The following is a 22,278-nucleotide window of genomic DNA, read 5'->3' on the forward strand; positions in this document are numbered from 1 at the left end:
AAGGAGGTTGCATGCATGATTCACTTACCCGGACTCACGATGAAAAACCCATTGATGCCAGCCAGCGGCACATTCGGTTACGGTCAAGGCTATACCAAGCAGTACGACTTGAACCAACTGGGAGCACTGGTCACCAAATCGACCACTCTTGCACCCAAAACCGGTAACAGTGGCACCATTTATGCCGACGGGCCAGCCAGCACGCTCAATGCGGTTGGGTTGACCAATCCGGGCATGCAGGCGGTCATCGACGACAAACTCCCGTGGCTAGCGACACATTATCCAGAATTACCCATCATTGTCAGCATTGCGGGTGAATCTGTGGCAGAGTACCAGCAATTGGCCCAAACCATCAGTCAACAACCACACGTGGCCGCGATTGAAGTGAATATTTCGTGTCCAAACGTTGAACGCGGTGGCATGAGCTTTGGTATCGATCCCGAGCAGGCGGAACGCGTCACGCGCGCCGTTAAACGTGTCAGCAAGGTCCCAATCTATGTGAAGCTGTCACCCAATGTGACCAGTTTGGTGACCATCGCTCAAGCCGTGATTGCTGGTGGTGCGGATGGCCTATCCATGATTAACACGCTAATGGCGATGCGCTTTGATCTCAAGACCGGCGACCCCATTTTGGGTCACATCACGGGTGGCTTATCGGGACCTGCCATCTTGCCAATTGCGTTAAATGCCGTCTATCAGGTGCGCCAGATGACTGATTTACCGATTATCGGAATGGGCGGCGTCAATTCCGGCCAAGATGCCTATGAAATGATGCTGGCAGGAGCGGATGCGGTCGCCGTGGGTTCCGCTAACTATTACCGTGAGCGTGCCATTCCGGCCATTGCGGAAGAACTCGCATTGCAACAAAGGAAGGTGTCTTAATTGTTACCGATTATTGCGTTAGATTTTCAAACCCTCAGCGAAACCGAAGCCTTTTTGGACCAGTTTCCGGTTGATGAACCCTTGATGGTCAAAATCGGCATGGAACTGTTCTATGGTGAAGGACCCAAGAGTCTGGCAAGCTTACGGCGCAATCGCCAGCTTGATATTTTTTAGACCTCAAGTTACACGATATTCCTCATACCGTTGAACGTGCCGCGATTCAAATCGGCCGATTAGGGGTGCAATTGACCACGGTGCACGCAGCGGGCGGCAGTGCCATGATTGAGGCGGCTAAACGCGGACTCATTGAAGGTGCCAAGCAAGCAGGCGTCAAACCGGCCAAGCTACTCGCTATTACGCAACTCACCTCAACCAGCCAAGCCGTTCTGAATGACGAACTCGGCATTGAGGGCACAGTCATGGCATCGGTGAAACATCTCGCTTCACTCGCTGAAACATCAGGGGCAGATGGCGTCGTTGCCTCAGCACTTGAAGCGCCAGCGATTAGCGAAGAAGTCGCCGATGATTTTCTCATCGTCACGCCAGGGATTCGCCCACAAAATAGTGCGGTGGGCGACCAGGTTCGCGTTACCACGCCAGACCAGGCCAAATCTTTGGGGAGCTCGGCAATCGTCGTGGGCCGGCCCATTACCCAAGCGGCGGATGCACCAGCGGCTTATCAACAAATTTTGCAACAGTGGAGGTAACCTATGACATCCCTTGAACAACAAATTGCGGCAGACCTACTGAACATCGGTGCGGTGAGCTTACAACCGGATACACCATTCACATGGGCCAGTGGCATCAAAAGCCCCATCTATACCGATAATCGCGTCACCATCGGCTATCCTGCCGTGCGCAGTCGCATTGCCGCGGGCCTAGCGAGCCGTATCATCACGACGTACCCAGACGTTGAAGTCATCGGCGGTGTCGCCACAGCCGGGATTCCGCACGCTGCGCTCGTCGCTAGCTTACTCAATCTGCCGATGATCTATGTGCGCAGTAAGCCAAAGGACCACGGTCAGGGCAATCAAATTGAAGGCCCCTTGCAGCCAGGCCAAAAGGTTGTCTTGATCGATGACCTGTTATCCACTGGTGGGTCCGTTCTTGAAGCCGCTAAGGCCGCAAGCAAAGAAGGGGCGGATGTGCTCGGTGTGGCTGCCATTTTCACGTATGAGTTACCCGATAACGTGGCAAACTTTGAAGCGGCCAAGCTGCCGTTCCTCACGCTCACCAATTACCGCACCTTGATTCAGGTGGCCCGTGAGCAAGGGACCATCAATGATGCACAACTCGACTTACTCGCTAGCTGGCGTGAAGATCCGCATCACTGGGGCTAAGCCCAGCAGACAAAAAAGCGTTGTAACACCCCGTTAATGGGAGATGTTACAACGCTTTTTATTGGTTAACAACTACATCGTGGGTGGATTGCGCAGCTTTTCAACCAGACTCACTTCAGGTGTGACCGCGATGGTCTGCTGGCCTTCATAGACCACAAACCCAGGCTTGGCACCATTTGGCTTGCGAATCTTCTTGACCTGAATGTAATCGACCTGCACGTTAGCGCCATTACGATTCTTAGAGAAGTAGGCCGCTAACATCGCTGCCTCGGTCAGTGTCTTATCCGATGGGTGATCGCTGTCGATAATGACGTGTGAACCCGGGATGTCCTTGGCATGAAGCCAGATATCGGTCTTCTTTGCCGTCTTTAAGGTCAACTGATCGTTTTGTAGGTTATTCTTACCGACCCAGATGCGGGTGCCATCACTGGCGTAAAACAGATCGGGTTTGGCCAACTTAGGCCGCTTCGCAGGTTTCTTACCGCGCTTTTGGCGCTTCAGATAGCCACTATCCTGTAACTCAAGACGAATGTCTTCGATATCCTTGGGGTTGGCAATCTCAATTTGAGCGGCGATGCCTTCCAGATAATCCAATTCGGCCTGGTTCTTTGCCATCTGGTCGTTGACATAGGCGACCGAGTTACGCAGTTTTTGGTACTTGGTAAAATACTTCTGCGCATTCTGTGAAGGGGAGAGCTGATTGGACAAGCTAATCTTAATCGGTTGCTCATCATCATAGAAGTTTGGCAGGGTGATTTCAGTCATCCCACGCTTAATCTGTGCCAGGTAGGTGGTGAGGATATCACCTTTAATTCGATAACTGTCGGCCTTGTCAGATGCCTGCAGCGTTTGTTGCAACTTCTGCTGCTTCTTCTTATCCTTATCGATTTCGTTTCTCAGGACGCGAATCAACTGACCACCTTGTTGTTGCACGCGATCGTGTTCGGCCTTTTGTACATAGAAGGCATCGAGCAGTTCGCTCAACGTCGTGAACTGGCTCGTCGTGCCTGTCAAACTCTGATAAGGAATGGCGGTAAAGCTGACACTGTTACCGGTGGTGATGGTGGGTTCTGGTGTGGCAATCTCAGCAAAGAATTGATGCCAGCCACTCGCACCCTGATTCAAACGCGTCGCGAGTTCGGTTGCAGAATCTTTGGCGAGTCCTTGATAGTGTTGCTGAAGGAATCGTGTGCGTTCCTTCAAGTCATCAGGAAAGTCACTGGGGACTTCTGCTGTGAATGGATTGGCTTGTTCCTGTGCTGGGGGATTCACATACGTTGCCCCGGGCATCAATAACCGGTAACGGTTCTGATCGGCTGGTACGTGGCGAATCAGATCTAAGATTTTGCCCGTTGCCAAATTAACCAGTGTGATATTACTGTGACGACCCATGATTTCAACCACTAAGCGCAACGACAGGTCATCGCCCAATTCATCACGGGTCGCAAAGTCCATATGCAAGACCCGATCGTTATCAACTTGTTCAATGCGTTCTAAGCTCGCTGCGGCCAGATACTTGCGCAGCGTCATTGCAAAATTAGTCGCGACATCAGGATTCGCATAGGGAATCTGAGTAATCTGGACACGCGCATATTGCGGATGAGCCGATAATAACAGCGGCCAATTCTTGCGGTTAGCGCGAATAGTGAGGATCACTTCATTGGGGTAGGGTTGATGAATCTTTTGAACCCGGCCACCTAGAAGTTGTGTGCGTAATTCTTGAGTCATGACATGCGTAAAGATACCATCAAAAGCCATGATGCACCTGCTTTCTTTTCGTAAAGAGTCCTATATATTGTACCGGTTTTTTACACCTGACGCAAAATAACTAGCGTATAATGGCAATAGACATTATTGGAGGCAAACTATATGGCAAAAAACTAGTCGTCATCTCACTCGATGCAATGGGTGCGAGTGATCTCACCGAAGCGAACTTGGACCAATTACCTAACATCGCTTCAGTGGTCGCACACGGCACACACGTCAAAGAAGTACGGGGTATCTATCCCACATTGACGTATCCGTCACACACCAGTATTATCACCGGTACTTATCCCAAGCGGCACGGTATCGTCAATAACACGAAGATTCAACCCAATCGCTTGTCACCGGACTGGTTCTGGTATCGCAAAGACGTCAAGGCAACACCGCTCTATGATGTGGCCAAGCAACACGGCATGACGACCGCTGCCTTCCTGTGGCCGGTCACCGCTAAGGCCAAGATCGACTATAACATGGCCGAGATTTTCCCCAACCGGATCTGGACCAACCAAGTCCTCGTGTCGATGCGGGCGAGTTCCGCGCGCTGGTTGTTAGCCATGAACCAAAATACGGTCACTTGCGTCAGGGCATCAAGCAACCCTATCTGGATGACCTCGTGACCGCCAGTGCGATTGACACCATTTTGAAACACCAACCCGACTTGACCTTGATTCATCTGGTGGACATGGATAGCATGCGCCACGCCCATGGGGTACAATCGGACGAAGCGCACGCAGCCCTAAAGCGCCATGACCTGCGTGTAGGACAAATCATTCAGGCGACCAAAGATGCGCATGTGTATGACGACACCGCATTTGTGCTGCTAGGCGATCACTTCCAGATCGACGTCAGCAAAATGATTCGTCTCAACCGGATTTTGCGGATCGTGGCTGGTTGACGGCGCACAGTGACGGCCTGATTGAACCTGACTGGCATGTCTTAGCCAAATCAGCGGATGGCTCGACCTATATCTATTCAGACGGCACCATCGCCAGTGACACAATCAAAGCGGCCATCGCGGATGTTGAAGGCATTGAGACCATTCACGGTCAAGATGATATCGCCGCAAGTGGCACCGATTTGCAAGCGGCATTGATGGTGGAAGCTAAAGCCGGGTATTATTTCATCGATGCCGGCGCTGGTGACGTCGTTGAACCCGTTGATCCCGCAAGTATCGGTCAGATTGACCGTTATCGGGCCGTTCACGGCTTTTCGCCAGACAAACCCGACTACGCGACCACAATCGTCTATGCAGGCCCTGGCATCAAGCAGGGGGCAACTGTGGCATCGGCCAATCTGGTGGATGAAGGACCCACTTTTGGCAAAATTCTCGGACTAACATACCCAGTACCAACTGATGGCCAAGCGACAGACGATATTTTTGAATAAAATTCTGAAAATAGGCTAATTTTGGCGGCCAGCGTTTCCCCTGATTCATAATTCATGGTATAGTAATTGCAGTCAATTCTCGAAGAAATAGGTGAATCCATTATGAAAATCGCGGTTGTAACTGACAGTACCGCTTACCTCAGTGACGAGCAAGTTGCTGCCAATCATATCCACGTTGTGCCGATTCCAGTTATTCTGGATGGTACGGTTTACGATGAAGGTAAGGATATCACAACGGCTGAATACTATGAAAAATTAAAGACAGCAAAGACTTTTCCAAGTACGTCACAACCACCACTGGGTGAAATGATTAAGCTCTATAACAATCTGGCTAATGAGGGCTATGACACCATCATCAGCATTCACTTAGCTAGCACCATCTCTGGGTTCGTGAAGACGTTGCAGACCGCTGTCGATGAGGTTAAGGGTGCCCGGGTCATTGTCTATGATTCACGCATCACAGTGATGCTGATGGGCTGGTTGGTGCTTGAAGCTGCTAATTTGGCCAATCAGGGCATGGACGCTGACACCATCGTTGAACACTTAGATGCTTTGCGCGCCACTGAAGATGAATACTTCATCGTCAATGACTTGCAAAACCTGGTGCGCGGCGGTCGCTTAAGCAATGCTGCCGGGTTCATCGGTGGGATGCTCAAAATCAAGCCATTATTAACCTTTGATCCTGTGAGTGACAAGATTGTCGCCTTTGAAAAGGTGCGTTCACTGAAAAAAGCTTACGCACGGGTGGAAACACTGTTCGCTGAAGCCATCGATAAAGTCGATTACCCGGTTCGGGCACTGATTATTCACGCCAATGATCCAGAGGCCGCTGAATCATGGCAAACCAAGTTGCAGGCTGAATATCCCGATATTCCGTTTGAAATCTCGTATTTTGGCCCCGTTATTGGGACACACTTGGGTGAAAAAGCCATCGCAATTGCCTGGGCGCAAGACTTATCACGGACAAATTAATGCCAATTAGCGGTCGAATTCAGTTCGACCGCTTTTTTATTCAATTAAGGAGGACTCATTCAATGCTTGAACCAATTCATGAAAAAGGGCGCATCATCGAAGAAACATCTCATTATCAAGGCCATATCTATGAAGATGTGACGCAGATCGTCGAAACACCGGATCATTTAACGGTGCATCGCGATTTAATTAAACATCAGCCGGCTGTGGCGATTCTGGCACTGACACCGGATCATCAGCAAGTCGTCATCAACCGTGAATACCGCGTTGGTGTCAATCAGGAAGTCTACGCGTTACCAGCGGGTCTGATTAACGCCGGCGAAACAGCTGAGGCCGCAGCAAAACGTGAATTGACCGAAGAAACCGGCTATGTGGTCCAAGAACTGCATCAGATGACAGCCATTCGATCAAGTGAAGGCATGACTGACGAAGTTGTGACATTATTTTGGGCTGTGATTGATCCAGCTAAGCGCCAGTCTACAAACTTCGATAAAGATGAGTTTGTGACTGCTAATCTGGTGCCACTGACAGATTTAATCGATGCGGTGCAAACCGGTGTGGTTGCATCAGCACAGAGCGTGGCAGCTGTCAGCTACTTTTTAGCATTTGAACAAAACAAATAGCATCAAAACAAATAAGCTTACGACACAACCATGCGGTGATGTTGCAAGCTTATTTATGTGGTGGAGGCGAGTGCGGCAGATTCACTCATCTTTTCTAGTTTACATAATATATATTATCGGAAGTGAAGTGAAACGGAAGCGATTGGTGGTTCAATCGCTATTTAAGCCGCTAACGTCATTTTGCTACCAGATGTCGCAAAATCATTTTAAACTTCGCCAGAGCTTGTTTCTCCGTGGATTTCACGCAAATCACATCGTGTGCCTGCGTCTGTCGCTGCAACCCGTCACTGAGTCCTGTATCATTGCAGCAACTGCTGGTAATGATGCTTTGTCCGTACCGACATGCACAAAACTTTCTGACAACAGACATCAACTACGCGTCAACAAGCATGAATACGGTTTGAGTCAATCCGCATCAACGCTGGTAATTGAATCGACTACTACCACATATCCGGCTTTTTGAGTCAAAGCCACGCCACAGCAACGATTTGTGCCCAAAATCCTGCCAATAATGAGACGTCAGATGATTGAAAGCTCAGAATTTGCTGACCAATTAGGTGCCTGAATTTAGGCGCTGTAAGCGATTACGACAAGGCTGGTAACCGCCCTCGCACATGCCCCATCGCTTGAAATACTAAAAAAAGAGCTGTGACAACAGACGTGTCACAGCTCTTTTTGCTTGATTAATTAAGATTAGCCTTCAAAAGCAGCTGTCAATTGTGGGACAACTTGCTTCTTACGGGAAACAACTCCTGGTAAATCGATGCGGTTGTTACCGTCGAAGGTTTGGCCGAATGCCGCTTCAATTTGATCCTTACCGGAACCAACCATGAATCCAACGGAATTGCTGTTGAGAATGTCGGTTGCGATTAACAGGAACAAATCATAGCCTTCAGCTGTTGCTTCTTCTTGCATGGCTGCTGTCAGATCAGCTTGGCGTGCATAGATTTCGTCCAAATCAACGGTGTTCACTTGGCCGATACGAACGGATTGGCCCGCCATATCAAAGCTCTTCGCATCACCATCGATGATATCCTTATCAGAACGGGCACCGAGGTTTGTCCCAGCTTTCAGCATAGCTAAGCCAAATTCTTCGAGATTAATGCCAGCAATCTTAGCCAATTCTGGCAAGATTTCCTTGTCCCGTGGTGTTGCTGTTGGGGACTTGAGCAATAAGGTATCAGAAATCAACCCTGCGGCCATCAAACCAGCCAATTGTGCTGAGATTTCAAAATTGTGTTCCTTAAAGATGTTACAGATCACGGAATTGGTGCTACCGATAGCTTCAGCACGGTAATACAGTGGTGCCGCTGTCGTAAAGTTAGCGATCCGGTGGTGATCCACAACAGCGTCAATGGTTAACTTTTCAATGCCAACCACACTCTGTTGGAATTCATTGTGATCGACCAACATGACGTGGCCGCCTTCTGGAATACTTTCAACCACGCGTGGTGCGTCAACCTTGAAATAGTCGAGAACGTATTGTGTTTCAGCGTTTGGCTTACCCAATGCCACAGCTTCAACATCGGTATTTCCCAATTGCCGTTGAAATTCTGCCCAGCTCATCGCCGCAGTAATTGCGTCTGTATCTGGATTTTGATGACCAAAAATTAACGTTGTCATTCTGCCTTACTCCCTTTTATCTCAGATGTCGTTACTCTCCTAGTTTAACACGGTTTGCGACCAGTCGCGAGAGGTAATCTTGCTGAGAAAAATAGTTATTGAATTCATCGAAGAATGCAGCAATCCGTGGGATATCAACCTTTTCCTTGCGATAGACAAACGCGAGTTCAAAATTGATTGCTGGTTGGAACGGATTGGCCTGTGCCTTGATCTGATTCTTGTGAGCTTGGTAGAACGATGTTGGTAAGGCGGTGTTCACCCCTGTGCGATTGACGAACTGAACCAACTGATATGGCGTGGTGAATTGCGCCACCCCTTGAGGCATGTCGACAAGCTCGTTTTGAAGGCCTCTCTGAGTCGGTGACTCAAGAAGTAATCCTCTGGGTAAGTGACCCATGGCGTTGCTGTCGCGTCCTGATAGCGCACAGGAACGTCCTCAGCGATGGTATCGTCATGATGAATGTACAATAACTCTTCATCGATAATCTTGCGACTATCGTAAGGCTTCCAATTCTTAATTGTGTCATCGGGCAGATACATGATGGCCAAATCGATCTGGTTATTTTCCAAGCGTTCCCAGATTTCATGCCGCGTCATCATGCGAAATGAGATTTCAACGTCTGGATGCAGCGTGTAGTAATGTGCAATGAAGGCATCAAATGCGGCGTCTTCAACAGATGACAAGAAACCGATTTGAATCTTACCGGTAGTGGCACTCGTTGTCTGTTGAATTTCATCGGCGGCCTGGTTCAAAATCCCGTAGATTTCGTGTGTTGCTGCCAACATGGTGTTCCCTGCATCAGAGAGGTGCAGCTTTTACCCACTGAATAAAACAGGGCGCCCCACAGTGCGTTCTAATTTTTAATCTGTTGTGTCAAAGCCGGCTGGGTAATTCCCAACAACTGGGCAGCCTGCGTATAATTCATCGTTTCCGCCAATTGTAAGAAGTACGACAGTGTTTTAGATGAAAAGATGTTTTCCTGTTTTGTTTTCATAACCCAGGTCCCCTTTTGTCGTTAATCTCGCGTTAATGTAATCATAATGTACCGAAAAAAAAGAGCAACCATTTAGGCCGCTCGAACTTATTGTTTGGGTAAGTTTAACGAAATCTCATCAATTTATCCAAAAGACGACTATTTTTAGGCCGCCAAGTCTTATAACCGGTATAATCCATCACGTGTAACAGATTCTCCGCGTTCTTAACCCGATCAGGCGTGGGCGCTTGAATGCCTTCCAGTGGGTACTTGATGCCCAGTTCGTGATACTTATTGACCCCCATCGTGTGATATGGCAGAATTTCAACTTTTGGACATTGTGCAGCGTTTTGATATAGTCGCCCAATTGCGCCAGATAGACATCAAAATCAGTCCGGGTTGGCACCAGGACGTGGCGAATCCACATGTCACAATCATGACTACTCATATATTGAATCATGTCCAGGATATTCTCATTGCCAAATCCCGTCAATTTGCGATGTTCATCGGAATTGATGTGCTTGATGTCGACCAGTGAAATATCGGTGACCGCCATCAATTGTTCAAACTTGCTAAACCAAGGTTCATCCCGGGTGAATGGCCCACCAGACGTATCCAGGCAAGTGGTAATCCCCATGGCTTTAGCCTTGGTGAACAGATCAATAATGAAGTCAATTTGAATCAGTGATTCACCGCCGGAGCAAGTGATACCACCCGTTTCACCCCAAAATGATTTGTAGCGCATGGCGTCATCGAGAATGTCCTCAGCCGTCATCTCTTCACCGACACCGATATTCCACGTGTCGGGGTTATGACAGTACTCACAGCGCATTCGACAGCCTTGTAGGAAGGCAATATAACGAATACCTGGGCCATCAACGGAACCAAAGCTTTCAATGGAGTGCACATAGCCAATCACTGGCTTGTCACTCGTTTCTTCTTGTGGGGGTAGTGTTGTTGTGTCAAACAGTCGCATGGTGGTTCCTCCTTCGTGATTCAACCTGCCCAAAAGAATCAAGGTTTGATTCCTTTGGGCAAGCTGGGAATTGCTTCCCAGTTTGCTTTTTAATAGTTAATCGGTATTTTGTGGCTTACATTTGATCGAAGAATGTCCGTGCAATAACATCGTCTTGTTGTTCCTTGGTCAGGTCTGCAAAGTAGACACAGTAACCGGAAACACGCACTGTCAGCGTTGGGTATTCTTCTGGGTGAGCTTGTGCATCAATCAAGGTCTGCTTGTTGAAGACGTTGATGTTCAAGTGCATCCCGTTGTTTTCCATGTAGCCGTCAACCATGTGAACCAGTGTGTCCTTACGGGTTTCATCATCGTGGCCCAAGGTATTTGGTGTCACACCGAATGTGTTACTGATCCCGTCAGTTGCGTAGTGGTATGGAATCTTGGCGGTCGACATCAAGGATGCGAGCGCGCCATTCTTTTCAGCACCGTAAGCTGGGTTTGCACCAGGTGAGAATGGTTCGCCGGCTTTACGGCCGTTAGGTGTGGTCCCGGTGTTCTTCCCGTAAACAACGTTAGATGTGATGGTCAGGACACTGGTGGACAGCTTAGCGCCACGATACAGGTGGTGTGTGTTCATCTTTTCATAGAATGTCTTCACTAACCACTTGGCAATAGAATCAGCCCGATCATCGTTGTTCCCATAACGTGGGAAGTCATTGTCGGTGACAAAATCAACGGCGATGCCATCTTCGTTCCGGATTGCCTTCACGTGACCATACTTGATGGCAGAGATGGAATCAACGGCATGTGACAAGCCTGAAATCCCGGTCGCAAATGTGCGGTCGAGACTGGTATTCTTCAATGCCAATTGTGCTGATTCATAGTAATACTTGTCATGCATGTAGTGGATGACATTCAGGGCGTTGACATAGGTGTCAGCCAGCCAGTCCATCATCTTATCGAACTTGTGCATGAATTCCTTGTAATCGATATATTCGCTGGTGATTGGGGCGAGTTCTGGACCAACTTGTGCGTCCCCGATTTCGTCTTTCCCACCATTGATCGCGTAGAGCACGGTCTTGGCTAAGTTAGCCCGAGCACCGAAGTATTGCACGCCATCAGCGATTGGTTGTGCGGAGACACAGCAGGCAATCCCATAATAGTCACTGCCCCATTCTGTCCGCATCAGATCATCATTTTCGTATTGAATGGTTGAACTCTTGATTGAGACTTCTGTAGCGTAACGCTTGAAGCCTTCAGGCAAGCGTTCTGACCACAATAGCGTGATGTTTGGTTCTGGTGCGGCACCCATGTTGTCCAAGGTCTTCAAGAACCGGAAAGCGGTCTTGGTGACGTGATGACGGCCATCATTGCCCATCCCAACGATGGATAATGTTGCCCAGATGGGATCACCTGAGAACAGGTCATTGTAGTCTTCAGTCCGAATGAAGCGCACCATGCGCAACTTCATTACCAAGTGATCGATCATCTCTTGCGCTTCTTCTTCGTTTAAGACGCCTAAGCGCAGGTCGCGTTCGATATAAGCATCGATAACAGTATCGATCCGACCAACAGACATCGCAGCCCCGTTTTGAGTCTTGATGGCTGCCAGGTAACCGAAGTAGATCCATTGGATGGCCTCTTGTGCGTTAGCAGCGGGACGTGAGATGTCGTAGCCGTAGCTTTCGGCCATCTTCTTCATATCGTTCAATGCCCGATATTGATCGGAGATTTCTTCGCGCAGCTTGATTACGTCATCGACCATTTCGCCGTCGCCGGTCATTTCAAAATCATGAGCTTTTTCAGCCATCAAGCGGTCAATCCCATAAATCGCAATCCGTGGGAAATCGGCAACGATGCGGCCCCGGGCGTATGCGTCAGGTAACCCAGTCACAATCTTGTAGTGACGAGCTTTGCGCATGTTAGGTGTATAGGCATCAAACACCCCTTGGTTATGTGTCTTGCGATAAGCACTGAAGATCTTGTGTTCTTCTTTGTCAGGGGTAAAGCCGTATGCGTTCAAGGCATCTTCGGCCATCCGAATCCCACCAAATGGCATGAATGCACGTTTGAATGGCTTATCCGTTTGAATCCCGACAATCTTTTCCAGTTCCTTATTCAGGTAGCCTGGGCCATGAGAAGTGATGGTTGCAACAGTCGTGGTGTCAGCATCGAGAACCCCGCCGTTTTCGCGTTCTTGCTTCTTTAAGTTCAGTACTTGATTGTTCAAAAGTGTTGTTGCTTCTGTAGGCCCAGCGAGGAATGCTTCGTCCCCGTCGTATTGGGTCAAGTTCTGTTGGATAAAGTCGCGAACATTGATGGATTCTTGCCAGTCGCCACCCTTAAAGCCTTTCCAATAATCTGAAATTGTCTTTTCTGCTTGTTGCATGCTAATGCCTCCCCTGATATATGCTCTTATCAATACAGAAAGTATAGCACATCACAAACAGTTTGCAAGCCCTTTCACACTTTATATTAACAGTTATTTTATTAAGTAACGGTTATTATAACGTGTCAATAGTGTGACTTTGTTAAATAGTAATCAATTAGATTGTGAACAATGAAGGTTAGCACTATAACAGCTCACCATCTCCAACCAAACAGTTTGAGCCAACAAAAAAGAGCCACGACGGCTTGTCGTGACTCTTTTTTGACTAATCTTGGTGATCTGCAGTTTCTTCTGGCACATCCTGAACTTCAACATAGGCCAAGTTACCCTGTGTTTCTGGATCAAAGACGAATGAGCCATTAGAGTAGCGATCCCCATTTGGATACGCGTTAGGATCAAGTTCAATCTGTTGATCTTGATCGGTAAAGATCGTGATCAATCCATTATCAGTGACCGGCGTCAGCGCGACGATGCGATGGGGGTGACTCTTCAGTTCCCGCAGCACCATCAGGCCCCGGCGCGCTCTGGTCATCACACTGAGCTCACTCACGTGCATCCGCTTGAATGCCCCACGCTGGGTCAACAAGCCAATGGTATCGACTGCATCATCGAGAATAAAGCCGACCACATAGTCGTCTTGCTTGAGGTCCACCAGTTTGACCCCTGTTGTCCGCGCCCCGACAATTGAGACTTCTTCGAGTGCAAACCGTAAGCCATAAGCCTGGTTGGTGACAGCAACGACATTTTTGATCGCTGACCGCATCAACGAAGTAGGCGTTGGTGACGATGGCATCCGCATTCTTCAGCTTCATCGCCACCATCGGCTTGGACTTGTAATTGCGTTGTGGTTGCAAGTCCGCCAACGCGGTTTGTTTGATGTAACCGTCGCTGGAGCCGAGCACGAAGTTACCACTAGCCGCCAAATCATCGAAGGTAAAGACAGCAACGATGTATTCGTCTGCCCCTAAACCAACGGTTTGACTGAGATGTTCTCCGCTGTCTTTCCAGCGCTCGTCACTGATCTCGTGCACGGGCCGATAGATCATGTGCCCGGCGCTGGTGACGATATAGAGGTGCTGGAGCGTCCCTAGCTCACCGCTGAAGACCGCAAAGTCATTGGCCTTTAAGCCGTTGTCATCGGGCGCCACGGCCTGATAGCTGCGCAGGGAGCTGCGCTTGACGTAGCCGGAACGACTGACAAGCACCATCACCTGTTCATCGGTCACGGTCACAGCTGTATCGACTTCAAGTGTTTCGATCTCAGCTTCAATCTGACTCAAGCGATCACTCGCATAGGTCTTAGCGATCTGTTTGAGTTCTGTTTCGATTACTCGGTCGCGTTCCTTAGTATCACCGAGAATCAATTGATATTCGGCAATCTTTGCGGCCAATTCCGCGGCTTCTTTTTCAAGCGCCGTGATATCGGTGTTGGTTAAGCGATAGAGTTGCAAGGAAACGATGGCTTCGGCTTGTTCAGTTGAGAAGTCAAACTTCTCAACTAAGTTACGCTTAGCATCCGCCTTATCTTGACTACCACGAATCGTCTCAATCACCTGATCCAGGATGGATAACATCTTGATCAGCCCTTCAACGATATGTTGACGCGCCAAGGCCTTCTTGAGGTCAAATTGCGTCCGGCGGGTAATCACGTCGCGACGATGTTCCAGGTACGCTTCAAGCATTGGCTTTAAGCCCAATTGCTTTGGTTGCATATCCGCAATCGCGACCATGTTGAAGTTATACGCGATCTGTAAGTCGGTATTCTTGAACAGGTAGGTCAAGATACCAGGTGCATCAACGTTCTTCTTGAGTTCGATCACAATCGATAAGCCAAAGCGGTCACTTTCATCACGCACTTCAGCGATGCCATCGACCTTCTTATTGACGCGCAGTTCGTCGATTTTTTGACCAAGTTGGCCTTGTTCACTTCGTATGGCAATTCAGACACAATAATCTGTTGCTTACCACCGCGCATATCAGCAATTTGAGTCTTGGCCCGAACCACAATCTTACCGCGACCTGTTTCATAGGCCTTCTTGATACCATCTAATCCCTGAATGATGCCCCCAGTAGGGAAATCAGGGCCTTTGACAAAACGCATCAAATCAGCGAGATCAGCATCAGGCCGTTTAATCAATTCCCGTAAGGCAGCAATCACTTCATTCAAGTTGTGCGGTGGAATTTCGGTCGCATACCCCGCGGAGATCCCGGTTGCCCCGTTCACTAACAGATTAGGAAAGGCAGCGGGCAAGACAGTAGGTTCCTGCGCCGTATCATCGAAGTTCAGCACCATATCGACGGTTTCCTTATCGATATCTTGAAGCAATTCCTTTGAGATCTTACTGAGTCGTGCTTCGGTATAACGCATCGCGGCAGGTGGATCACCGTCCATCGACCCGTTATTACCGTGCATCTCAATCAAGGGCGCGCGGAGCTTCCAGTTCTGTGACAAACGCACCATCGCTTCATAGATGGAGCTATCACCATGGGGATGATAATTACCCATGACGTTCCCAACAGACTTGGCCGATTTACGGAACCCCTTGTCGTAGGTATTGCCGTCCTGATTCATCGCAAACAAGATACGCCGTTGCACTGGCTTCAACCCATCACGCACATCAGGTAAGGCACGTTCTTGAATAATGTACTTGGAGTAACGGCCGAAACGATCACCCATCACTTCTTCTAAGGTCAGTTCTTGAATTTGATTAGCCAATTCACTTACCGCCCTTTCTGTTTATCGAGTTGATGCACAATTTGTTGCGCACCGATTTTCTTTTGTTTATCTGGTTCATTTTGTTCCAGGATACTGCCATCGTCATCCATATCAAATTGCACGTTGCTCTCAATCCAATTGCGACGAGGTTCAACACGATCCCCCATCAAAGTGGTCACGCGACGTTCCGCTAAGGCAGCATCGTCGATCCGGACCCGAATCAGCGTCCGCGTTTCTGGATTCATTGTGGTTTCCCACAACTGATCGGCGTTCATTTCACCTAACCCCTTGAATCGAGTCAGTGTATAGCCCTTACCCATGGTCTTGATACCATCAGCCAGTTCGTCATCTGTCCAGGCGTATTCGATCTTGGTCTTGGCACCTGTCCCTTTTTGCAGCCGATACAGCGGTGGTAAGGCGATATAGACCTTGCCGGCATCGATCAGTGGCCGCATGTAGCGGAAGAAGAAGGTGAGCAATAGAATCTGAATATGCGCCCCATCGGTATCGGCATCGGTCATGATGATAATCTTGTCGTAGTTAGCGGCATCGATATCAAAGTCAGTTCCCACACCGGCACCGATTGTATAGATCATGGTGTTGATTTCTTCGTTCTTAACGATATCCGCTAACTTGGCCTTCTGGGTGTTCAAGACTTTCCCGCGCAGTGGCAGAATCGCTTGGAACTTCCGATCACGGCCTTGCTTAGCAGAACCGCCGGCGGAATCCCCTTCGACCAGGTACAATTCGTTCTTCTTGGCGTTTTTGGATTGTGCGGGTGTCAGCTTACCGGAGAGTAACCCATCTGACTTCTTCTTGCGTTTGCCGGTCCGGCTATCCTCACGTGCCTTACGTGCTGCTTCACGGGCCTCACGCGCGCGGATGGCTTTACGAACTAATTCTTGCGCCGCATCCCCGTTTTCCATCAGGTAGAAGCTGAGCTGTTCATACACCACCGTGTCCACGACTGTCCGTGCCTGTGGTGTTCCCAGCTTGCCCTTGGTTTGGCCTTCAAACTGCAAGAGTTCTTCAGGCACGCGAATCGACAGCACACCGCTCAAGCCTTCACGCACATCGGTCCCTTCAAGGTTCTTATCACGTTCCTTGAGCAGGTTAACCTTGCGGGCGAATTCATTGAAGGCGCGCGTAACGCGGTCCGCAAACCGACTTCATGGGTCCCACCGTCACCGGTGCGCACATTATTAACGAACGAGATGATGTTCTCGGAGTAGCCGTCATTGTATTGCCCAGCGAAGTCGACAATAATCCCATCTTTTTCACCTTCAAAATTCATGACAGGTGAGAGCGTGTCTTTATCCTCATTGAGATAAGACACAAAACTGACCAACCCGTCAGGATAGTGATAAGTTTCACTGCGATCGTGACGTTCGTCGGTCAAGATGATGGTAATATTTTTCAGCAGGAAGGCTGATTCCCGCAATCGTTCCGCTAAGGTGTCAAAATTATAGGTGGTCGTCTGAAAAATCGTAGGATCTGGCTTAAAGGTAATCGCCGTCCCGTTAGGTTCATTGACCTTGCCTAACTTGACCAATTTCCCATCGGGGTGCCCCCCATTGACAAAGTGCTCTTCAAACGCTTGACCGTCACGCACAACGCGGACCGTGAGCGATTCAGATAAGGCATTCACGACGGAGGCACCAACCCCGTGCAGGCCACCAGAGGTCTTATAACTGTTCTGAGAGAACTTACCACCGGCATGCAGCACGGTCAAAATGACTTCGATGGTTGGTTTACCGGAGGCGTGCATCCCCGTTGGCATGCCCCGCCCGTGATCGATAACTGTAATTGAGTCGTCTTTATGAATGGTGACTTGAATCGTGTCACCAAATCCTGCCAATGCTTCATCGACAGCATTATCGACAATTTCATAAACTAAATGATGGAGCCGCGGCCATCCGTTGAACCGATATACATCCCTGGGCGCTTACGAACGGCTTCGAGGCCTTCAAGCACCTGGATGGATGAATCGTTATAGCTTTGACTTGCTTTCATAGAACGCTCCTTTTCTAACGCAACTAATCAATACTCTACACCATGAAGGGCTGACTTTGAAAGTCTTTTTTAAAAGAATAGAACATTTGTTCGAAAAAGTCGATAGGCACACCCGCGCCTTTCATGCTACAATAAATCAGCGAAAGGAGTGACGTCAGTGTATTTGGTCTTGAGTTTTATTTTGGCCTATCTGATCGGTTCCATCCCCAGTGGGGTGTGGATCGGCCAGCTCTTTTATCACAAAGACATCCGTCAATACGGCAGTCACAACATCGGCACCACCAATGCTTACCGGACACTTGGTCCCGTGGGCGGCACCATTGTGTTGGTGCTCGATATCTTAAAGGGGACCTTGGGCGCGAGCTTACCCGTGTTGTTCGGTTATACCGAGCACTGGTTAATCCTCATCGTGGGCTTAGCTGCGTCTTGGGGCACACCTGCTCCATCTTTATCGGCTTCAAGGGTGGTAAAGCCGTTGCCACCAGCGCAGGCATTGCGTTGGCCTACAACCCACCATTCTTTTTGATTGCCTGTGCCATTTTCTTCGGTCTTGTCGTCCTCACATCCATGGTGAGTATCGCAAGTACCGTCGGCATGGGGTTGATCACCTTGGTCTCGCTGTTTTACCACGATTGGCTACTATCAAGTGTCGCCTTCGTCCTTTGGATCGTCTTCTTAGTCCGCCACCGGGAGAACTTTGCCCGCATCAAGAACGGCACGGAAAACATGGTGCCATTTGGCCTCGGTTATTACCGGCGCCAACACAAATCGTAAACAAGTAAAAAATCCTGTATCGAGAACCTCTCGATACGGGATTTTTTGTGGTCTAGAAAATGCTGATGCTGTAGCTGTGCGTGATCTGAGCACCGGGTTCCAGGGTATTGATTCCGAGTTTATCGGTGAAGTCCCCCTTATGCTCGATGGTGTCAGCGATGCCCCACCAGGGTTCGATGCAGACAAAGTCGCCTGTCGTGGGATACGGACTCCAGACACCCATGAACGGTGCATCGCTGACAGAGAGTGAGACGCCATGTTTGGTTTTATCTGACACAATGCTGAACTTGGTACGACCGTTCAACTCATAAATCACCGCGTCATCCTTGAAGAATTCGTGGTTTAACGCTTGATTGACATCCGTCGCTGCTAACGTCCGGTGCGCGTAATCAATCCCCTTGCCGGCAACTAATGGAATCTGAACCCGCGATTTCTTGGGTTCAAAACTCATATAGTAGTCAGTAAATTCGGTATCGTCAGTGACTGGAATGTTGAAGCCAGGATGCGCACCAATCGCAAAATACATCACTTGCTTGGTATCCGGATTGGTCACTTGATAGTCCACGTGAACCAAGTTGTTATCCAAGGTATACGTGATGACAAGCTCGAATGCGAAGGGATACATGGCACGTGTCTCATCATCATCGCGCAACACAAAACTCACTTGTGTCTCGCTTTGTGCCAACACGTCAAATTCGCGATCACGCGCGAACCCGTGCTGGGTCATGTGATAAGTCTTGCCTTCAAACGTATACGCGTCGTTTTGCAGCTTGCCGACGATGGGGAACAAGACTGGGGCGTGCCGTTTCCAAACCTTTGGATCGGCCTGCCACAAGTATTCCACCCCTGTGAGGTTATTTTGACGCTCGTGAGTTCAGCCCCCGCTGGACTAGCCGTCACCGTAAGAAAATCATTGTGTAAGGTTACCATAATATTGCCTTCAACTCCCAAATTTTAAAGAATATACCGCGTCATGTCCTTATCAGCCACAATTTGACCGATCTTGTCGTCGACGTATTGCTCGGTAATGGTAATGCTCCCCATCTGCATGTCAGGACCTTCATAGAGAATATCCTCTAACAGTTTTTCCAAGATGGTGGCTAACCGCCGCGCACCAATGTTATCGGTGTCGTGGTTAACCTGCATCGCAATGTGCGCAATGCTTTGAATGGCTTCTTGAGTGAAGGTGACCTGAACGCCATCTGTCCCAATCAGGGCCATGTACTGCTTAACCAGCGCGTTGTCCGGTTCGGTTAAGATGGAGACAAAATCAGCTTCGTTCAAGTCGTTGAGTTCGACCCGAATTGGGAACCGACCCTGCAATTCAGCGATCAAATCGCTTGGCTTGGATTCCGCAAAGGCACCAGAACCGATGAATAACACGTGATCGGTGCTCAATGGGCCGTACTTGGTGTTGACCTGTGAGCCTTCAACGATTGGTAAGATATCGCGTTGCACCCCTTCACGAGAGACTTCACCGCTGGTCTTCTTGTTGCCGGCCGCAATCTTATCGATTTCGTCGATGAAAATAATCCCGTTGTTCTCAGCTGCCTTAATCGCATCGTGATAGATATCCGCGTGATTGACCAGCTTATCGGATTCCTCGCGAGTAAAGACTTCACGGGCTTCCTTGACGGTCATGGTGCGTTCAACGCGCTGCTTAGGCATTAAAGCGCCCAAACTTTCGCTGAGATCAATCCCCATCTGGCCGTACATGTCATTCATCCCGTTGCCTTTTTTCTCATCCGCCACGGTTACCGTGAGTTCGCGGTCTTCGAGCAAGCCCTTTTCGAGTTGTTCGGCAACACTCAACCGTTCATTGCGGATGTCATCGGTGATTTCACCATCATCGGATTCGGCTTCTGGTGCTTGACCATTTTGCAGGCCTTGCAACATCGACATCACGTCGTTCATGGGATTAGTGCGCTTTTCTTTCTTGATGCCAGGAACCAGCAGCTTAACCAGGCGCTTATTCGCTTCACGTTCCGCACGCCCGTGGACATTGGCGAACTGCCGGTCTTCTTCCATTTGCACCGCAACATCGGCCAAATCGCGCACCATGGATTCCACATCACGGCCGACATAGCCGACTTCGGTGAACTTCGTGGCTTCAACCTTGACGAACGGTGCATTCACAATGCGTGCCAACCGCCGGGCAATTTCAGTCTTACCGACACCAGTAGGTCCGATCATGAGCAGATTCTTGGGTGTGATTTCACGTTGTAATTTGTCTGATAACTGCATCCGCCGATAACGATTGTATAAAGCAACCGCAACCGCACGTTTGGCATCGGATTGCCCGATGACGTACTGATCGAGTTGCGCAACAATTTCTTTAGGTGTTTTTACATCACTCATTGTCTAACCTCCTAGAAGCTTTCAACAATAATGTTGTGGTTGGTGAAAATATCGATATCGCCGGCAATGTTAATCGCTTCGTGGGCGATGTCTTCGGCACTCATGTCAGGGGCATGGCGCAACATGGCCATGGCAGCCGCTTGCGCGTAGTTACCACCGGAACCGATTGCCACGACGCTTCATCAGGATCGATCACTTCACCACTACCAGAAACCAATAAGAGATCCTTTTCATCCATGACAATCATCATGGCTTCTAATTTTTGGAGCATGGGATCTTTGCGCCAGTCCTGTGCTAAAGCAACGGCGGCACGGCGCAAGTTACCGGAGTAGTGTTCCAATTTCTTTTCGAACCAGTCCTGTAAGGTGAAGGCATCAGCGACGCCTCCAGCAAAACCGATGACAACCTTATTGCCATAAATTCGGCGGACCTTTTGGGCTGAGCCCTTCATAATTACCTTTTCGCCAAGGGTGACTTGGCCGTCGCCGGCGATTGCCGTGTGACCATTTTGTCGTACTGCTGCAATTGTTGTCATAAGTTTCTCCTTTAAAATTAATTAGTACTAGTCTAACCAAAACCCGAGCATTTCACCTCATGCTTAGGTCCTAATTATGCTTAGGAAAATACTTCATGTAGTCAGCCTTGAGGTGTTCGGTCGTCACATGCGTGTAAATCTGAGTGGTACTCAGACTACTGTGACCCAGTAATTCTTGCACAGAGCGCAAATCGGCCCCGTGATTGAGCATGTGGGTCGCAAAGCTGTGACGCAACATGTGCGGATGAATGTTACTGGTCAGACTGGTTTTTGAATCAATTGATTCAGGATATAGCGGATGCCACGAGCTGTGAGTGGTTTGCCATGTTGATTGACAAAAACACTCGAATGCACCTCAGAAACGCGCGTCATCAGTTGTTGCCGCCCATCTTCCAGATAGGTCGTGAGCGCGTTTTTGGCATAATCGCCAAATGGGACGTAGCGATCCTTGTTTCCTTTTCCGTGAACCAATAACACCTCGAGATCAAAATCAATTTGATCCAGTTGCAGATTGGCACACTCGGAAACACGAATGCCGGTCCCATACAGCACTTCAAGCAACGCGCGATTGCGTTGATCCAGTGGTGTTGGCCCTTCAGTTGTCGCAAACAGCTCCGTGATCTCCGCCTCAAAGAAAAACTGTGGCAAGTGATGATGGCCCTTTTTGAGCTCGACGGTTTCAAACGGATTGGTTTTAGCCTCACCGACACGCACCAAATAAGTGTAGAAACTGCGCAGTGAACTCACGTGACGAGCTACCGAGGTGCGGGCTAGGCCGCGATCATTCAGTTGGGTCAGATAGGTCTGCACATCTAACTGATCGACGGCTTGAAACCGTGTGAAGCCACCATTTGCCTTGAGAAAGTCGACGAAATCCTTGATGTCTTCTGAATAAGCCAGCTGGGTTTGCTTCGAATACTGCCGCTCGACCAGCAGATACTGTAAAAATTCAGTGACTTCTTGCATCCGCG

At 49.1% G+C, this 22,278-nt stretch carries 8 protein-coding genes and 10 pseudogenes; 7 read left to right on the forward strand and 11 right to left on the reverse strand.

The window, feature by feature from the left end:
• Positions 1–15: 15 nt before the first annotated feature.
• The 3 genes and pseudogenes from JCM17471_RS00475 to pyrE all read left to right on the forward strand — a co-directional run bounded on the left by JCM17471_RS00475 (position 16) and on the right by pyrE (position 2,222).
• On the forward strand, positions 16–882 hold the full coding sequence (locus JCM17471_RS00475) for a dihydroorotate dehydrogenase (protein ID WP_054776442.1): 867 nt from the start codon (positions 16–18) through the stop codon (positions 880–882).
• A pseudogene (gene pyrF / locus JCM17471_RS00480) lies at positions 883–1,589 on the forward strand (orotidine-5'-phosphate decarboxylase).
• 3 nt (positions 1,590–1,592) lie between these two features.
• The gene (gene pyrE / locus JCM17471_RS00485; protein WP_054776443.1) at positions 1,593–2,222 is read left to right on the forward strand and encodes an orotate phosphoribosyltransferase; all 630 of its coding nucleotides are present in this window, start codon (positions 1,593–1,595) and stop codon (positions 2,220–2,222) included.
• 72 nt (positions 2,223–2,294) lie between these two features.
• On the opposite strand, the gene JCM17471_RS00490 is transcribed toward pyrE, so the two are convergent.
• Positions 2,295–3,980 (reverse strand): NFACT RNA binding domain-containing protein, encoded by a 1,686-nt coding sequence (locus JCM17471_RS00490; protein ID WP_054776444.1) that lies wholly within the window; start codon positions 3,978–3,980, stop codon positions 2,295–2,297.
• Positions 3,981–4,060: 80 nt separating this feature from the next.
• Between JCM17471_RS00490 and JCM17471_RS00495 the strand changes: the two are divergent.
• The 3 genes and pseudogenes from JCM17471_RS00495 (at position 4,061) to JCM17471_RS00505 (ending at position 6,967) form a co-directional block, all read left to right on the forward strand.
• A pseudogene (locus JCM17471_RS00495) lies at positions 4,061–5,372 on the forward strand (alkaline phosphatase family protein).
• 102 nt (positions 5,373–5,474) lie between these two features.
• Positions 5,475–6,344 carry a DegV family protein gene (locus JCM17471_RS00500; RefSeq protein ID WP_054776445.1) on the forward strand — a complete coding sequence of 290 codons (870 nt, stop codon included), beginning with the start codon at positions 5,475–5,477 and terminating at the stop codon, positions 6,342–6,344.
• 62 nt (positions 6,345–6,406) lie between these two features.
• A complete protein-coding gene (locus JCM17471_RS00505; protein WP_054776446.1) occupies positions 6,407–6,967 on the forward strand; it encodes an NUDIX hydrolase in 561 nt (186 codons plus the stop codon).
• Between the two features lie 693 nt (positions 6,968–7,660).
• Here JCM17471_RS00505 and JCM17471_RS00510 read toward each other — a convergent pair.
• The 6 genes and pseudogenes from JCM17471_RS00510 to parE form a co-directional block, all read right to left on the reverse strand.
• Complete coding sequence (locus tag JCM17471_RS00510) at positions 7,661–8,590, reverse strand: manganese-dependent inorganic pyrophosphatase (RefSeq protein ID WP_054776447.1); 930 nt, start codon at positions 8,588–8,590, stop codon at positions 7,661–7,663.
• A gap of 31 nt (positions 8,591–8,621) precedes the next feature.
• Positions 8,622–9,585, reverse strand: a pseudogene (locus JCM17471_RS00515) (LysR family transcriptional regulator).
• 104 nt (positions 9,586–9,689) lie between these two features.
• Positions 9,690–10,540, reverse strand: a pseudogene (gene pflA / locus JCM17471_RS00520) (pyruvate formate-lyase-activating protein).
• 115 nt (positions 10,541–10,655) lie between these two features.
• Positions 10,656–12,911, reverse strand: coding sequence for a formate C-acetyltransferase (gene pflB, locus JCM17471_RS00525; RefSeq protein ID WP_054776448.1), 2,256 nt, complete (start codon positions 12,909–12,911; stop codon positions 10,656–10,658).
• Between the two features lie 265 nt (positions 12,912–13,176).
• Positions 13,177–15,627: pseudogene (gene parC, locus JCM17471_RS00530) on the reverse strand (DNA topoisomerase IV subunit A).
• Between the two features lie 5 nt (positions 15,628–15,632).
• Positions 15,633–17,640 (reverse strand): annotated as a pseudogene (gene parE, locus JCM17471_RS00535) (DNA topoisomerase IV subunit B).
• A 214-nt stretch (positions 17,641–17,854) separates the two neighbouring features.
• Here parE and JCM17471_RS00540 point away from each other — a divergent pair.
• A pseudogene (locus JCM17471_RS00540) lies at positions 17,855–18,414 on the forward strand (glycerol-3-phosphate acyltransferase).
• A gap of 52 nt (positions 18,415–18,466) precedes the next feature.
• On the opposite strand, the pseudogene JCM17471_RS00545 reads toward JCM17471_RS00540, so the two are convergent.
• From JCM17471_RS00545 to xerC, 4 genes and pseudogenes are all read right to left on the reverse strand, one after another.
• Positions 18,467–19,344: pseudogene (locus JCM17471_RS00545) on the reverse strand (aldose 1-epimerase family protein).
• A gap of 24 nt (positions 19,345–19,368) precedes the next feature.
• Positions 19,369–20,772, reverse strand: coding sequence for an ATP-dependent protease ATPase subunit HslU (gene hslU, locus JCM17471_RS00550; RefSeq protein WP_054776449.1), 1,404 nt, complete (start codon positions 20,770–20,772; stop codon positions 19,369–19,371).
• An 11-nt stretch (positions 20,773–20,783) separates the two neighbouring features.
• Positions 20,784–21,307 (reverse strand): annotated as a pseudogene (hslV, locus tag JCM17471_RS00555) (ATP-dependent protease subunit HslV).
• A gap of 70 nt (positions 21,308–21,377) precedes the next feature.
• Positions 21,378–22,273 (reverse strand): annotated as a pseudogene (gene xerC, locus JCM17471_RS00560) (tyrosine recombinase XerC).
• Between the last annotated feature and the right edge of the window lie 5 nt (positions 22,274–22,278).

It is taken from the genome of Lacticaseibacillus saniviri JCM 17471 = DSM 24301 (assembly GCF_001311785.1).
GTDB classification, from domain to species: Bacteria; Bacillota; Bacilli; order Lactobacillales; family Lactobacillaceae; genus Lacticaseibacillus; species Lacticaseibacillus saniviri.

Bases quoted from the DNA above. Each gene is read 5' to 3' on its own strand.
- JCM17471_RS00475 (WP_054776442.1), top strand. From the start codon at position 16: ATGATTCACTTACCCGGACTCACGATGAAAAACCCATTGATGCCAGCC.
- pyrE (WP_054776443.1), top strand. From the start codon at position 1,593: ATGACATCCCTTGAACAACAAATTGCGGCAGACCTACTGAACATCGGT.
- JCM17471_RS00490 (WP_054776444.1), bottom strand. From the start codon at position 3,980: ATGGCTTTTGATGGTATCTTTACGCATGTCATGACTCAAGAATTACGC.
- JCM17471_RS00500 (WP_054776445.1), top strand. From the start codon at position 5,475: ATGAAAATCGCGGTTGTAACTGACAGTACCGCTTACCTCAGTGACGAG.
- JCM17471_RS00505 (WP_054776446.1), top strand. From the start codon at position 6,407: ATGCTTGAACCAATTCATGAAAAAGGGCGCATCATCGAAGAAACATCT.
- JCM17471_RS00510 (WP_054776447.1), bottom strand. From the start codon at position 8,590: ATGACAACGTTAATTTTTGGTCATCAAAATCCAGATACAGACGCAATT.
- pflB (WP_054776448.1), bottom strand. From the start codon at position 12,911: ATGCAACAAGCAGAAAAGACAATTTCAGATTATTGGAAAGGCTTTAAG.
- hslU (WP_054776449.1), bottom strand. From the start codon at position 20,772: ATGAGTGATGTAAAAACACCTAAAGAAATTGTTGCGCAACTCGATCAG.